Source organism: Streptomyces akebiae (assembly GCF_019599145.1).
Lineage (GTDB): Bacteria > Actinomycetota > Actinomycetes > Streptomycetales > Streptomycetaceae > Streptomyces > Streptomyces akebiae.
Window position 1 is genome coordinate 6,881,062 of sequence record NZ_CP080647.1, and the last position, 14,466, is coordinate 6,895,527.

The window sequence follows — 14,466 nt, forward strand, 5'->3', positions numbered from 1 at the left end:
CTAGACCCACTTGGCCTGGAGCAGGTTGATCCCCGGATACGGCTGTGCCCTTATCCCCGACAGCCGCTTCGGGTTCCACGCGGTCATCAGCTCGTTGTGCACCACCGGATAGAGCACGGCCTGTTCGGCGACGACGTCGATGTAGTCCTGGACCATCGCCCTCTTCCGGTCGGCGTCCGGTTCCCGTGTCGCCCGGTCCATGTCCGTGAACAGCGCCTTGGCCACCGGATCGTCGGCCCACCGCGCGTACTGCATCCACAGGTTCCGCGGGCCGTAGTTGTAACGCATGATCAGATCCGCGTCGAGGCCGAACTGGTTGGGGTTCGAGGCGGCGGCGACCACCTGGTAGTCCTGCTTCTGGTCCATCTTCGTGAAGACGGCGGTGGTCTCCTGCGGCGAGAGCGTCGTCTCGACCCCGATCGCGTCCCAGGACGCCTTGACGGTCGGCAGACAGTCCACGATCCAGCTGACGTTCACCGCCAGGATCTCGATCCGCAGCCCCTTCACCCCGGCCTCCGCGAGCAGGGCCTTCGCCCGGTCGGGGTCGTACGCGTACACGCTCTTCGCCGGCCGGTAGCTCGGATTGCCCTCGTTGAGGAAGGAACTCGCCGGTTTCCCGTGGCCCTTCAGCGCCACCTCGATCATCTTGTCCCGGTCGATCGCGTAGTGCAGCGCCTGCCGCACCCGCACGTCGTCGAAGGGCTTCCGCCCGGTGTTGAACATCAGGAAGAGGTTGTTCATCCCGGAGCCGCCCTGGACGGACAGGCCGCCCTTCTCCAGTTGGCCGATGTTGGCGTACGGGATGTTGTCGGCGATCTGCGCGCCCGCGCTCGCCCCGGAGATCTTCGCCACGCGCGGGGCCGCGTCCACGATGGTCAGCCAGTTCATCTTCTTGAAGGCGGCCGGGCGGGGGCCGTTGTAGTCGCCGTACGCCTCGAACGTGGTGTTGGACTTCGGGTGGTGCGCGGTCTGCCGGTACGGCCCCGAACCGATCGCCTTGCCCTTGATGGCGTCCTCCCACGCGCCCGGCCGGGAGAAGACGTGCTTCGGCATGATCTTCGCCAGGGTCAGCCGCGCGATGCCGTCCGGGAAGGGGAACTTGAGCACCAGCTCGACGTTCCGCGCGTCGATCTTCCTGACCTCCTTCAGCCAGCTCGCGAAGAAGCCCTTGGCGAGGGTCTGGGTGCCGGGGTCGAGGATGCGGTCGTAGACGAAGACGACGTCGTCGGCGGTGACCGGCCTGCCGTCGTGGAACGTGGCGCCGGGCCGCAGCTCGAACCTCCAGGACGTGCCGTCGACGTCGCCCGGCACGGCCGTCGCGAGCGCCGCGTACGGCTCGCGCGAGAGGGGGTCGGTGTCGAGGAGGCCCTCGTAGATGTGGTTGTTGGCGGCCATGCAGAAGGCGGACGCGGTCTGGGTCGGGTCCCAGCTGCCGTCGTTGCCGTAGCCGATGACGGCCGTCAGGGTGCTGTTCGCGCCGCCCGCGTCACCGGTGTCGCCGGTGGACTCCGGCCCGGCCGAACAGGCGGCCAGCGACGAGGAGACGGCGGCGGCCGCACCCAGCGCGCCGGAGTACTTCAGGAGCGATCGGCGGCTCGGCGCCGGGGCGTCACGGATCACGTCGCGCACGGTTCCTCCAGGGAAGGAGAGGAGATACGACGTCCTACGTCCTACAGGGAGCAGCGTGACCTTAGGAGCGCCCGTGGGGGCGGTCAAGAGATCGCACACGAATGGCGTACGTGCCAGAGGTGCGACCAATGGCGGATCAACACCGGTGTGAAATAACGACAGTTGAGGGTCCGTTAGGAAAGGGTTTCCCCGGGTGATCACGGGGCGTTAACCTGGCGTTCCCCTGGCCAGTCCACGCGGTTTCCGTCCGGAGGTGGGACGTCGGATGTCCGGCGAGCGTACGATGCGGCGCATGTCTCAGGAGAGCGGGAGCCGGCGCCGGCCCGAGCGGCGGGTGAGCAGCCAGATCCAGCGCGAGGTCATGCAGCTGATCCTCGACCGCAGGCTCCAGGCGGGCGCCCCGCTGCCCACCGAGACGGAGCTGATGGAGGACCTCGGCGTCAGCCGCAACTCCGTCCGCGAGGCCCTCAAAGCCCTCCAGGCCCTCGACATAGTCGACATCCGGCACGGCTACGGCACCTACGTCGGCGAGGCCTCCCTCACCCCCCTCGTCGACGGACTGACCTTCCGCACCCTGGCCCGGCCCGACGGCGACACCGCCGCGCTCGCCGAGATCCTCCAGATCCGCGAGATCCTGGAGGACGGCCTCGTACGACGGGTCGCCGGCACCGTCACGGACGACGAACTGGACGCCCTCGCGGCCGTCGTCGACCGGATGGAGGCGGCCGGGAAGGCGGGCGAACCCGTCGCCGAACTCGACCGCGACTTCCACGAACTCCTCTACGCCTCCCTCGGCAACGCCCTCGTCCCCCAGCTCCTCGGCGCCTTCTGGACCGTCTTCCTGCGGGTCGCGGGCGCCCGCGGCTGGACCGACGACCCCACCCCCGAGCTGACGGTCCGCCGCCACCGGGACATCGTGGCCGCCCTCCGCGCCCGCGACGTCGAGGGTGCCCAGCGGGCGATGTCCGACCACTTCCGAGGCATCGAGGCGAGGGCGGCACAGGCCTCGCGGGGGGTGGGCTAGACATGGGGGAGTTCCCGACCGAGCCGTGGGACCCCGCCGACGCCGGTGTGCTGCGGCTGCCCTCCGGGCGGCTGGTGCGCGGCCGGGGCCTGCGCCGACCGCTCCCGGACGGCAGGGTCCCCACCTACGCCGTGTACCTCCTCGGCAAGGAGCCGCCCGAAGTCCCCTGGGAGTCCCGCTGGTTGCGCTGGCCCGACTTCCGGCTGCCCGGCGACCGGGCGGAGGCGGCCCGGGTGCTGCGCGACGTCTGGGAACGGGCGGCCGTCGACCGGGTCGAGCTCGCGTGCGGCGGCGGCCGGGGCCGCACCGGCACCGCGCTGGCCTGTCTCGCGGTCCTCGACGGCGTACCACCGGACGAGGCCGTGGCCTACGTACGCCGGCACTACGACCGGCACGCGGTGGAGACGCCGTGGCAGCGGCGGTACGTGCGGCGGTTCGGGGAGCGGGGAGACCGCACCCACCCGCCCGCATGAGGGTCGGCCGTGTCGCGCGCGACCGGCCACGACCCCGGCCCCGTCACCCCTGCCCGTCCCATCCGCAGGGTGCTGCCCCTGGCCCCCGCTACGGGGTTTGCCGCCGAGGCGACAACAGGGGACGGGGTGCAGCCCTCAGGGACGGGACGGGTAGGGGCGACGGGGACGGAGACGGGCCCCGGTCGCCCGGCGGGTGCGGGTCAGGGGCCGGTCCGCGCGGGGCCGTACAGCGCGTTCGGCGCGCCTGTCATCAGGGCCCAGTACCTGTCCCCGTACGACCAGTGCCACCACTCGGTGGGGTAGTTGACCAGCCCGGCCGTGGTGAGCGCCGCCGAGAGTGTGCGCCGGTTGCGGCGGGCGGTGTCGGAGATGTTGGGCGCGTCGGTGTAGCAGGCGTCGTCGCTCTCCTCGGGGCTGGCGTCCAGACGCGTGCCCATGTCGAGTTCCTCCCCGGCGGCCGTGCACAGGGTGAGGTCGACCGCGGCGCCGGCGACATGCGGCCCGATCTCCGGCGGGGAGAGCGAACGGCTGGTCTGGACGTGGAGGTGCTCCTCCGACCAGTCGGGGTTGGCGAGGCGCAGCTCGGCGGCGTACCGCTCGAAGTACTCGATCTGCAGGGCCAGCGGCCGGTACCCCTCGGTGACCAGCAGCCGCAGCCCGTCCGGCAGCAGCCGGGCGGCGCGCGCGAGGCGCCAGGCGACGCCCTCACGGAGGTGCGCGTACGCCCCCTCGGGGTCGGCCTGCCGGGAGTCGACCACCACGAAGGGCATCTCCCGCAGATCGACGAGGGGCTCACCGCACTCCTGGACCGGAACACCGGCGACCTCGGGGTCGCTCATGAGGATGATCGAAGGCATGCGTCGTCTTCCACCGGGCGGGAGGTGTGATGCGTCGGGGTGTGTGGCAGCACCCCGGGGAGGGACTTGATTCCCTGATGTCCCTCCCCGGGGGCTTCCCCCCTTGAGTGGTGGTTCGTGGTCGGGCTCCGGGCGTCCCCCCAGCCCGTCATGCGCGTGCGATCCCACTGTTGTCACGTTCCCACCGGTCCGTCCCCTGTGCGCTCCGGTGGGCCGACCGGCCGGGCGGTGGTCGCCCGGCCGATCCGTTGTTCCCCCGAGAACAACGAGAATGGCGCACTCCGCTGGAAGTTCTCTGCAAGTCCGCCGCAAGCGGGTTTCGGCCTGGCCGACCGTCCGGAACGCGCCTGTGTCACCCGGCTCACGTATCCGCGCACGGGCGGCCCGCCGCTCGTCGCGTGGCTCGTCGCGGGCTTCGCACCGGAGCGCCGGTCGCCGGCTCGATCCGCCGGCGGGCCCGTGGTGGGCCCGTGGTGGGCCTACCACGGGCCCACGCGGCGGTGGTGCTCGCGGCCGCCCGGACGGCCGTGCCCCTCACCGAGGCCCGGCTCGGCCCGACGGACTGGGGCTCCCCGGGCCTGGCCCAGAGAGGGGTGGCCGCCGCCACCGCGTACCTCTGCCACCGGGCGGTGCGGGGGTGGGACGACGGAGGTCTCCACGGCGGCCGGCGCCGCCCCGCCCCGGGCGGGATCGGCCTGCCGCCCCGGCCGGTCCCCTACGGGAAGTGCGCCAACGCCCGGCTCAAGGGCCGCTGCCCGAAGCGGACCTGCCGCCGGCCGCGGGCCCGGCGCCCGGCCACCGGCCCGCTCGGCGTTCCGCTGTTCCGTGTCAGGGGGACCGCACCCACGGCCACGGCTCGTGCCGTTCGCGCGCCTCGCAGGCGTCGAACACCGCCATGGCCTCGGCCCGCAGCGCCCGGGCCCCGGCCCGGTCCCCGAGCGCGGCCCGGACCACGGACAGATTGCGCAGGGCGCGGGCCCGGGGCAAGGGCAGGGCGAGGACGCCCCAGAGCGAGGCGGAGGCGGTCAGCAGCCCCTCCGCGTCCGTCAGCCGGTCGTCGGCCAGCGCGCACTCGCCGAGCGTGCGCAGCGTCAGGGCCTCGCCGAAGCGGTCCTCGTGGGTCCGGCAGACCTCCAGGATCTCGTGCAGTTCCGTCTCCGCCTCCCGGACGTGTCCCAGCCGCAGCCTGGCCTTGGCACGGGCCCGCAGGGCGTACGCCGCCATGTGCGGGTCGCCGAGGTCGCGCAGGATCTCCAGCGCCTGCTCGGCCACGCGCGCGGCCTCCTCGTACGCGCCGAGCGAGCGGTGCACCAGGCTGAGGGTGCGCAGCGCCAGCGCCTCGCCGCGTCGGCTGCCGAGCCGTCGGTAGGCCCGCAGCGACTCGTCGAGCAGCGGGAGCGCGCCTTCCTGGTCGCCGAGTTCCAGGCGTACGGAACCGCCGTACCGGCAGGCGACCCCGATGCCGGTGTCGTCGCCGACCCGCCGGAAGCCGTCGGCGGCGTCGGTCAACGCCCTTTCCGCCTCCCGGAGTTCGCCGACCTCGCGGCAGGCGCTGCCGAGGCCGGCGAGGGCCGCGGACCGGCCGCGTACGTTCCCGAGCTCGGTGCAGATGCGCTCGGCGGTGCGGAAGTACTCCTGGGACTCGGCGATGCGGTCCTGCTCGTAGCGGAGCTGCCCGAGGCCGATGATCAGCAGGGCCTCGCCCGAGCGGTCCTCGGCGCGGCGCGCCGCCGCGAGTGCGGCGTCGTGGCTGCGCCACCAGGCGTCGAAGCGGTTCTTGATGGCGAACGAGGAGGAGCACAGGGCCGCCGCCGCTTCGCAGGCGAGGGTGTGCAGGCCCATGGCTGCCGCCCGTTCGACCGCGGTGGTGAGGGCGTCGGCTTCCGCGTCGAACCAGGCGAAGGGGTCGGTGAGGGCGCGGTGGGTGGTGTGCGCGCCTACGGGGGAGGGGGATTCGGCCGGTTCCCGGCCGCCGGTCGCGGAGGGCTGGCCGCGCAGTTCCCCGCGCCCCTTCGAGGAGAACCCCTGCCTCAGGATCACCGCACCCGAGGGGGACTTCTCCGTCACCCGGTCCATCAGCCACAGGCCCGCCGACAGGGCCCGGCCCACCGCCGCCGTGCGGTCGTCGGCGGGGTCCTCGGTCTCCGCGCGTTCGGCGGCGTAGACGCGGACCAGGTCGTGCAGGCGGTAGCGGGGCTGGCCCACCTGGTCCCGGCCCGGGCAGGTGATCAACTGGGCGTCCAGGAGGCGTTCGAGGGTCTCCTCGGCCTCGTCCTCCGAGGTGCCGGAGAGCGCGGCGACCGCCCACACGGCGACATCGGCCGGTCCGAGCGTGGCGATACGGCGCAGGACGCGCCGGGCGCACTCGTCGAGGGCCTGGTAGCTGAGGCCGAGACCGGCCCGGACCTCCAGGTCGCCCACGGACAGCTCGTCGAGGCGTCGGTGTTCGTCGGCGAGGCGCTCGGCGAGCACGCTGGGCGTCCAGTGCCGCCGGGTGGCCAGCCGGGCGCCCGCGATCCGCAGGGCCAGCGGCAGTCCGCCGCACAGCTCGACGATCCGGCGGGCCGCGGCCCGTTCGCGCGGGTCGTCCGGGGTGCGTTCGGGGCCGGTGACCCTGGTGAGCAGTTCGAGGCCGCGGGCGTCGTCCAGGACGTCCAGGTCGGTGCGCCGGGCCCCGACGAGCCCGCCGAGCCGGGCCCGTGAGGTCACCAGGACCCCGCAGCTGGCGCTGCCCGGCAGCAGCGGCCGCACCTGGGCCTCGCCGCCCGCGTCGTCGAGGACCAGCAGGATCCGGCGCCCGGCGACCAGACTGCGGAACAGGTCGCCGCGCTCGGCCGTGTCCTCCGGCGGGTCGGCGCCCAGCGCCCGCAGCAGTCGGCCCAGGACCTCGGCGGGCGGTACGGGCTCGCTGAAGCCGTGCAGTTCGGCGTAGAGCTGGCCGTCGGGGTAGTCGCCGGCGACCCGGTGCGCGGCCTGCACGGCGAGCGCGGACTTGCCGACTCCGGCGGCCCCCGAGACCACGACGACGGGCATCGCCTCCCGCACGCCGGTCAGCCCTTCGACGACCCGCGCCAGCTCCTTCTCCCGGCCGGTGAAGTCGCCGATGGCGGGCGGCAGGAGCGACACGGGCCGGGGCGGTGCCGCCGCGCCGGGTCCCTGCGCCGCGGGCGCCGTCGTGGCGGCGAGCAGGGCGGGATCGGCCCGCAGGATGGCCTCGTACAGGCGGTTCAGCTCCGGGCCCGGGTCGAGCCCCAGCTCCTCGGCGAGCACGGCCCGCCCCTCCGCGTAGACGGCCAGCGCGTCGGCCTGCCGCCCGAGCCGGTAGAGGCCCAGCATCAGCTGCCCGCGCGGCCGCTCCCGGGCCGGATGCGCCCTGACCAGCGCGGTCAGCTCGGTGACCAGTTCCGCCTCGTGCCCGCCGGTCTCCAGTTCGGCGGCGATGCGTTCCTCCAGGGCCGCCTGCCGCGCCTCCTCCAGCCGCCCGGCCTCACCCCGCAGCGCCTCGCCGACCCCGCCGAGCGCCGGGCCGCGCCACAGCTCCAGCGCCTGACGCAGCAGCCGTGCGGCCTCCGCGTGGTCGCCTTCGGCGGCGGCCCGCCGTCCGTCGGCCGTGCGTGCCTCGAACTCCGCCAGATCGACCCGGCCGACCCCGGGCCGCATCACGTATCCCGGTGGCCTGGTCTCGATCGTCTCCGCCGCCTCGGGGGGCAGCGCCCGGCGCAGGGCCGACACATACGTCTGCACCAGCGCCCGCGCGGTGTCCGGGGGGTCGTCTCCCCAGATCACGTCCACCAGCGCGTCGGCGGGCACCACCTGCCCGGCCCGCAGCAGCAGTACGGCCAGCAGCGCGCGCGGTTTCGGGCCGCCCAGCCGCAGGGGTCCGTCACCGTGCCATGCCTCGACCGGGCCGAGCAGTCGGAATTCCAGCTCCACGGGTCCCCATCTTCCGTGCTGTCGGACCGCCGGGCCAGCGGTTGTTCACGCAACGTTCGACGCTCATGTACGGCGAGTGGTTTCCCATGACGCGTGATGCGCCGCTGAGTTGTCGGAAAACGGGGGAACCAAAGGGAATCTTAGGTGGACAACGCGGAGATTCCCCTCGTGGATGAGGACCACCTGTGACGATGCTGTGAGAACCGGCCCGCCGTCGTGCGGGCCGCAGGGGGCCGCACGGGGCGGTACGGCCCGGGTCGCGGTCGCGGGCCGCGGCATTCGCATACAGATCCGTCCGGGCTCAACGGTCAAGGCCCAACGCTTCTGTGCCGACTCGAAGTTGTGCGGGACAGACTCCGGCCGAGTTTAGACACGGCAGGTCATCGAAGAGATGCGAAGAGTGAAATTGGGTGGGGTGGGGGAGCACCGTGAAGGCAGTTGGAGAAGGGCTCGGGGGACGGCACTCGGCGGGCGCGTCGAAGAGGCGGAGGAATCGGTGGAGGAATTGCGGCGGACGGCCGAAAAGGCGGGAATTGTTCTGTCGTCACCGGGCTTCTCGGCGGCGGCCCTGCGGTGAGCGGTAACGGGAAGAAGCCGGCGATCGGCACCTACGCGGTCGACACCCGCACCGGGAAGGTCGGTCGCGTCATGGGTCACGAGGGGCCCTACGTACAGCTGCGGCCGGTCGGCGGGGGGAGGGAGTGGGACTGTGCCCCCGAGGTCGTACGGGCCGCCACGACCATAGAACGACTGCGCGCCGCGACCGCCTACGAGAACGCCCGCAGCCGGGGCGAGGTCCCTTGAAGGGGTGACCGTGGACCGAGGTCCCGCCGAGGACCCGCCGTAGGCGAGAATGGGCGGCATGAGCCTGTTCCGCGACGACGGCGTCGTCCTGCGCACCCAGAAGCTGGGTGAAGCGGACCGGATCATCACGTTGCTCACACGGGGGCACGGGCGGGTGCGGGCCGTGGCGCGGGGGGTGCGGCGGACGAAGTCCAAGTTCGGGGCGCGGCTCGAACCCTTCTCCCACGTGGACGTGCAGTTCTTCGCGCGGGGCAGCGAGCTGATCGGACGCGGACTGCCCCTGTGCACCCAGAGCGAGACCATCGCTCCGTACGGCGGCGGCATCGTGACCGACTACGCCCGCTACACCGCCGGGACGGCCATGCTGGAGACCGCGGAGCGGTTCACGGACCACGAGGGCGAGCCCGCCGTGCAGCAGTACCTGCTGCTCGTCGGCGGGCTGCGCACCCTCGCCCGCGGCGAGCACGCCCCGCACCTCGTCCTCGACGCCTTCCTGCTGCGCTCCCTCGCCGTCAACGGCTACGCCCCCACGTTCAGCGACTGCGCCAAGTGCGGCATGCCCGGACCGAACCGGTTCTTCTCCGTCGCCTCCGGGGGCTCCGTCTGCGTGGACTGCCGGGTGCCCGGCAGCGTCGTACCCTCGCCACGGACGCTGGAACTGCTCGCCGCGCTCCTTACGGGAGACTGGGAGACCGCGGACGCGACCGAGCCGCGGCACGTCCGGGAGGGCAGCGGACTGGTGTCCGCCTACCTGCACTGGCATCTGGAGCGCGGGCTGCGCTCCCTTCGGTACGTGGAGAAGTCGTAGGCACGACCGATCCACCAGCACCACAGAGGAGACGAGAAGCACATGGTGGTACGCGGGTTCCTCGGGCGTCAGCGCCGCGAGTACAAGGCGCCGACGCCGCACCCGTCCGGCGCCCGCGCGCCCAAGCTCCCCGGCGAGCTGGTCCCCGAGCACGTGGCGATCGTCATGGACGGCAACGGCCGCTGGGCCAAGGAGCGCGGGCTGCCGCGCACCGAGGGCCACAAGGTGGGCGCCGAGCGCGTGCTCGACGTGCTGCAGGGCTCCCTGGAGATCGGCGTCCGCAACATCTCCCTCTACGCCTTCTCCACCGAGAACTGGAAGCGCTCGCCCGACGAGGTCCGCTTCCTCATGAACTTCAACCGCGACTTCATCCGCAAGACCCGCGACCAGCTCGACGAACTCGGCATCCGGGTCCGCTGGGTGGGCCGGATGCCGAAGCTGTGGAAGTCGGTCGCCAAGGAACTCCAGGTCGCCCAGGAGCAGACCAAGGACAACGACCTGCTGACGCTGTACTTCTGCATGAACTACGGCGGCCGGGCCGAGATCGCCGATGCGGCCCAGGCCCTCGCCGAGGACATCCGCGCGGGCCGCCTCGACCCCTCCAAGGTCACCGAGAAGACCTTCGCGAAGTACCTCTACTACCCGGACATGCCGGACGTCGACCTCTTCCTGCGCCCCAGCGGCGAGCAGCGCACCTCCAACTACCTGCTCTGGCAGAGCGCCTACGCCGAGATGGTCTTCCAGGACGTGCTGTGGCCCGACTTCGACCGCCGTGACCTGTGGCGGGCCTGCCTGGAGTTCGCCTCCCGCGACCGCCGCTTCGGCGGCGCCGTCCCGAACGAGGAACTGCTCGCGATGGAAGCCGCGATGGAGGGCCGGACGGAGGGCTGACCGTTGGCGCAGGCCGATGGGGAGAACGTCGAGCTGGTGTACCGGGCGGTGGTCGGCGACTTCCGCGAGGCGGTGCGCGTGTCCGCGCGCGCCTCGGCCGTCGGCCGGTGGGGGCGGGGACTGCTGCTGTTCTCCGCCGGGGCGGGTCTGTTCGTCACGGTCGTGGCGCTCGCGCTCGGCGTCCCGCCCGACGCGCGGGCGTTCGTGATGCCGGGGGCGGCGGTCGGCGCCCTCGTCCTGCTGCCCCGGCTCCAGGCCCGTCTCCTGCACCGGCGGGCGGCGGCCCTGGGGCTGCACCGCGCCGTGCTGGACCCGTGGGGCGTGACGGTCGCGCACGACCACGGCACGGAGCGCCCGGCCCGCTGGTCCCAGGTGTCCCGGTACGCGGAGACCCCGCACACCTTCGTTCTCCTCAGCGGCGCCCACGCGCCCCGCCTCACCGTGCTGCCGAAGCGGGGCCTGCCGACCCCCGCCGACGCCGACCGGCTCCGCGCCGTCCTCGCCCGCGAGGGCCTGACCCGGCTGTAGGACGGTGGGCGGGGCCGCGCGGCGCCACGGACGCGGTCGGCCACGGCAAACCTCCGGGGGCGGGCCGCAGGATGAAAGGCGCGGGGCGGAGCCCCGGCCTTTCAGGGGCGCGGGGAACTGCGCGAGAAGCCCCACTCACCCGCACCCGCCGACGCACCTGGGCGCGGGAGGCGGACCCGGTGGGGACGGCCCCGCGGGGGACGGACGCGGTGGGCGCCGGGCGCCCTTACGACGTCTTCGCCGCGCACTCCGCGCAGGTGCCGAAGATCTCCACCGTGTGGGCGACGTTCACGAAGCCGTGTTCCGCGGCGATCGCGTCGGCCCACTTCTCGACCGCCGGTCCCTCCACCTCCACGGCCTTGCCGCAGACCCGGCAGACCAGGTGGTGGTGGTGATCGCCGGTCGAGCAGCGGCGGTACACGGACTCGCCGTCGGAGGTGCGCAGGACGTCGACCTCGCCCGCGTCGGCGAGGGACTGCAACGTGCGGTACACGGTGGTGAGCCCGACCGAGTCGCCCTTGTGCTTGAGCATGTCGTGGAGTTCCTGTGCGCTGCGGAACTCGTCGACCTCGTCCAGTGCCGCGGCCACGGCCGCCCGCTGCCGGGTGGAACGACCTCGTACAGGTCCGGCGGTCGTCACCGTTGCCTCCTCACGTAGCGGTCTTGCGGGGGCCATTGTGCCAGCCCCCGCCGACCTCGTTCAGCCGCCGGTCACCCGGTGGACCCCTCGACAGAGCCCCGGGCGGTCGGGACCGAGTCCTTCGCGACCCCCGTCCCGACGGCCTCCCGGGACTTCGGGACCGCGCACTCCGCCGGGTCCGCGACGGTGGTCTCCAGGGCCCGCGCACGGCGTCTGGCCAGCGGGGTCGCCAGCGCGGTCAGCACCATGAACGCGGCGATGGCGAGCAGCACGATCGTCGCGCCGGGCGGCACGTCCTGGTAGTACGAGGTGACCGTGCCGCCGACCGTCACGGACACACCGAGGGCCACGGCGATCGCGAAGGTCGCCGCGAAACTGCGGGTGAGCTGCTGCGCGGCGGCGACGGGGACGACCATCAGCGCGGACACCAGCAGCAGCCCGACGACGCGCATGGCGACCGTCACGGTCACCGCCGCCGTGACCGCCGTCAGCAGGTTCAGCGCCCGCACCGGCAGGCCGGTGACCCGGGCGAACTCCTCGTCCTGGCTGACGGCGAACAGCTGCCGGCGCAGCGTCAGCGTCATCACGATCACGAACGCGGCGAGCACGCAGATCGCGGTGATGTCCTCCTGCGACACGGTCGACAGCGAGCCGAAGAGGAACGACATCAGATTGGCGTTGGTCCCGCCGGGCGCGAGGTTGATGAGCATCACACCGCCGGCCATGCCGCCGTAGAAGAGCATGGCGAGCGCGATGTCGCCGCGTGTCCTGCCGTACCAGCGGATCAGCTCCATCAGCACGGCGCCCACGACGGACACCAGCGTGGCCATCCACACCGGGGACCACGAGAGCATGAAGCCGAGGCCGACGCCGGTCATCGCGACATGGCCGATGCCGTCGCCCATGAGGGCCTGACGGCGCTGGACGAGGTAGATGCCGATCGCCGGCGCGGTGATGCCGACGAGGACGGCGGCGAGCAGGGCCCGCTGCATGAAGGCGTAGTCGAGGAATTCCATCGTGGGTGCCGTCTCAGCTCAGCAGGCCCGTACGGGCGGGCTCGGCGCCCGGTGCCGCGTGCGGGTGGACGTGGTCGTGGCCGGGCAGCGCGTGCTGGCCGACCGCCTTCGGGGGCGGGCCGTCGTGGGTGACACAGCCGTCGCGGAGGACGACCGCGCGGTCGATCAGCGGCTCCAGCGGGCCGAGTTCATGGAGCACGAGCAGCACGGTCGTGCCCCTCGCGACCTGCTCGCGCAGGGTCGCGGCCAGCACCTCCTGGCTGGCCAGGTCGACGCCCGCCATGGGTTCGTCCATGATCAGCAGTTCGGGTTCGCAGGCGAGGGCGCGGGCGATGAGGACGCGCTGGTGCTGGCCGCCGGAGAGGGCGTTCACCGAGTCCTTGGCGCGGTCCGCCATGCCGACCATGTCCAGGGCGTGCCGGATCGCCTCGCGGTCGGCCTTGCGGAGGATGCCGAGGCGGGTGCGGGAGAGCCGGCCCGAGGCCACGATCTCCGTCACCGTCGCCGGGACGCCGCCCGCCGCCGTGGTGCGCTGCGGCACGTACCCGAGGCGCCGCCAGTCGCGGAAGCGGCGACGGGGGGTCCCGAACAGCTCGATCTCGCCGTCACTGACCGGCACCTGCCCGATCACCGTGCGTACGGCGGTGGACTTCCCGGAGCCGTTGGCGCCGAGCAGCGCGACGACCTCACCGCGGTGCACGGTGAGGTCGATGCCGCGCAGCACGGTGCGCGAGCCCAGTTCGGCGCGGACGCCGCGCAACGAGATGACGGGCTCGGTCATGCCTGCTGCCTCCGGATGATCAACGAGGTCACTTGGCTCCCAGGGCCGTCTGGAGGGCCTTGAGGTTGGCTTCCTGGACCGCGAAGTAGTCCTTGCCGCGGGACTTCTCGGTGATGCCCTCGATCGGGTCGAGGACGTCGGTCTTGAGGTCCGCGTCGGCGGCGATGGTCTTCGCGGTCTTGTCGCTGACCAGTGTCTCGTAGAACACCGTGGTCACACCGTCGGCCTTCGCCATCTTCTCAAGTTCCTTGACCCGGGCGGCACTCGGCTCGGACTCGGGGTCGAGACCGGAGATGGCCTCCTCGGTGAGGCCGTAGCGCTCGGCGAGGTAGCCGAAGGCGGCGTGGGTGGTGATGAAGACCTTGGTCCTGGTGTTCTTCAGTCCGCCGGCGAACTGGTCGTCGAGCGCGCCCAGCTTCTCGACCAGGGCCTCGGTGTTGGTCTTGTAGGTGTCCGCGTGGTCCGGGTCGGCCTTCTCGAAGGCGGCGCCGACACCCTTGGCGACCTCGGCGTACTTCACGGGGTCGAGCCAGATGTGGGGGTCCTTGCCCTCCAGCTCCTCGTTCTCGTGGTCGTCGTGCTCTTCCGCGTGGCCGCCGACCTCGTTGCCGTGGTGCTCCATGTCGGTCAGCGTGGCGGCGTCGATCTTCGTCTCGGGGCCGGACTGCTCGACCGCCTCGTCGACGGAGGGCTGCAGGCCCTTGAGGTACAGCACGGCGTCCGACTCCTGGAGCGCGGCCGTCTGCTTGGCGCTGATCTCCAGGTCGTGCGGCTCCTGGCCGGGCTGGGTCAGACTGGTGACGTTCACGTACTTCCCGCCGATCTGCTCGGCGAGGAAGGCCATCGGGTAGAACGACGCGACGACGTCGAACTTGTCGGTGTTGCCCGCGGCGGCGCTGTCGCCACCGCATGCCGTGAGAGTCGTGAGGCCGAGGGCGGCGGCCGCGGTCGCCGCCGCGGGTATCAGAAGTCGTCGTCGTACTACGTTCATGACAGTCATTTTCATCTTGTCTGGAAACGATTGTCAACAAGGCAGGTGGTAAGCCCTTGGTAAGGCCTTTGTCCGGCTCTCGACCGTCTCC

The 14,466-nt window shown here is 72.5% G+C and carries 13 protein-coding genes; 6 read left to right on the forward strand and 7 right to left on the reverse strand.

All coding sequences use genetic code 11. From position 1 onward, the window contains the following. The gene (locus K1J60_RS29660; RefSeq protein WP_220648865.1) at positions 1-1,629 is read right to left on the reverse strand and encodes an ABC transporter substrate-binding protein; all 1,629 of its coding nucleotides are present in this window, start codon (positions 1,627-1,629) and stop codon (positions 1-3) included. Positions 1,630-1,912: 283 nt separating this feature from the next. Here K1J60_RS29660 and K1J60_RS29665 point away from each other — a divergent pair, with 283 nt between their 5' ends. Together K1J60_RS29665 and K1J60_RS29670 are read left to right on the forward strand one after the other, a co-directional pair. Continuing rightward, positions 1,913-2,653 (forward strand): FadR/GntR family transcriptional regulator, encoded by a 741-nt coding sequence (locus K1J60_RS29665; RefSeq protein WP_192829777.1) that lies wholly within the window; start codon positions 1,913-1,915, stop codon positions 2,651-2,653. Between the two features lie 2 nt (positions 2,654-2,655). Then, a complete protein-coding gene (locus tag K1J60_RS29670) occupies positions 2,656-3,126 on the forward strand; it encodes a protein-tyrosine phosphatase family protein (protein WP_220648866.1) in 471 nt (156 codons plus the stop codon). Positions 3,127-3,326: 200 nt separating this feature from the next. On the opposite strand, the gene K1J60_RS29675 is transcribed toward K1J60_RS29670, so the two are convergent. Then, a complete protein-coding gene (locus K1J60_RS29675; RefSeq protein ID WP_220648867.1) occupies positions 3,327-3,983 on the reverse strand; it encodes a M15 family metallopeptidase in 657 nt (218 codons plus the stop codon). A gap of 828 nt (positions 3,984-4,811) precedes the next feature. Next, positions 4,812-7,916 carry an AfsR/SARP family transcriptional regulator gene (locus tag K1J60_RS29680; protein WP_220648868.1) on the reverse strand — a complete coding sequence of 1,035 codons (3,105 nt, stop codon included), beginning with the start codon at positions 7,914-7,916 and terminating at the stop codon, positions 4,812-4,814. Between the two features lie 573 nt (positions 7,917-8,489). Here K1J60_RS29680 and K1J60_RS29685 point away from each other — a divergent pair. From K1J60_RS29685 to K1J60_RS29700, 4 genes are read left to right on the forward strand one after another with little or no spacing between them, the layout of a single operon-like run. After that, complete coding sequence (locus tag K1J60_RS29685; protein ID WP_060884773.1) at positions 8,490-8,720, forward strand: hypothetical protein; 231 nt, start codon at positions 8,490-8,492, stop codon at positions 8,718-8,720. A gap of 58 nt (positions 8,721-8,778) precedes the next feature. After that, positions 8,779-9,528 (forward strand): DNA repair protein RecO, encoded by a 750-nt coding sequence (gene recO / locus K1J60_RS29690; RefSeq protein ID WP_220648869.1) that lies wholly within the window; start codon positions 8,779-8,781, stop codon positions 9,526-9,528. Between the two features lie 42 nt (positions 9,529-9,570). Beyond that, entirely contained in the window at positions 9,571-10,419 is an 849-nt protein-coding gene (locus K1J60_RS29695) for an isoprenyl transferase (RefSeq protein ID WP_220648870.1), read from the forward strand. Positions 10,420-10,422: 3 nt separating this feature from the next. Then, entirely contained in the window at positions 10,423-10,947 is a 525-nt protein-coding gene (locus K1J60_RS29700) for a YcxB family protein (protein WP_220648871.1), read from the forward strand. A 226-nt stretch (positions 10,948-11,173) separates the two neighbouring features. Here the strand turns inward: K1J60_RS29700 and K1J60_RS29705 are convergent, their stop codons facing one another. From K1J60_RS29705 to K1J60_RS29720, 4 genes are all read right to left on the reverse strand, one after another. Further along, the gene (locus K1J60_RS29705; protein ID WP_220648872.1) at positions 11,174-11,587 is read right to left on the reverse strand and encodes a Fur family transcriptional regulator; all 414 of its coding nucleotides are present in this window, start codon (positions 11,585-11,587) and stop codon (positions 11,174-11,176) included. A gap of 71 nt (positions 11,588-11,658) precedes the next feature. Beyond that, the gene (locus K1J60_RS29710; protein WP_220648873.1) at positions 11,659-12,603 is read right to left on the reverse strand and encodes a metal ABC transporter permease; all 945 of its coding nucleotides are present in this window, start codon (positions 12,601-12,603) and stop codon (positions 11,659-11,661) included. Between the two features lie 13 nt (positions 12,604-12,616). After that, a complete protein-coding gene (locus tag K1J60_RS29715; RefSeq protein WP_220648874.1) occupies positions 12,617-13,384 on the reverse strand; it encodes a metal ABC transporter ATP-binding protein in 768 nt (255 codons plus the stop codon). Positions 13,385-13,412: 28 nt separating this feature from the next. Next, the gene (locus K1J60_RS29720; protein ID WP_220648875.1) at positions 13,413-14,375 is read right to left on the reverse strand and encodes a metal ABC transporter substrate-binding protein; all 963 of its coding nucleotides are present in this window, start codon (positions 14,373-14,375) and stop codon (positions 13,413-13,415) included. Between the last annotated feature and the right edge of the window lie 91 nt (positions 14,376-14,466).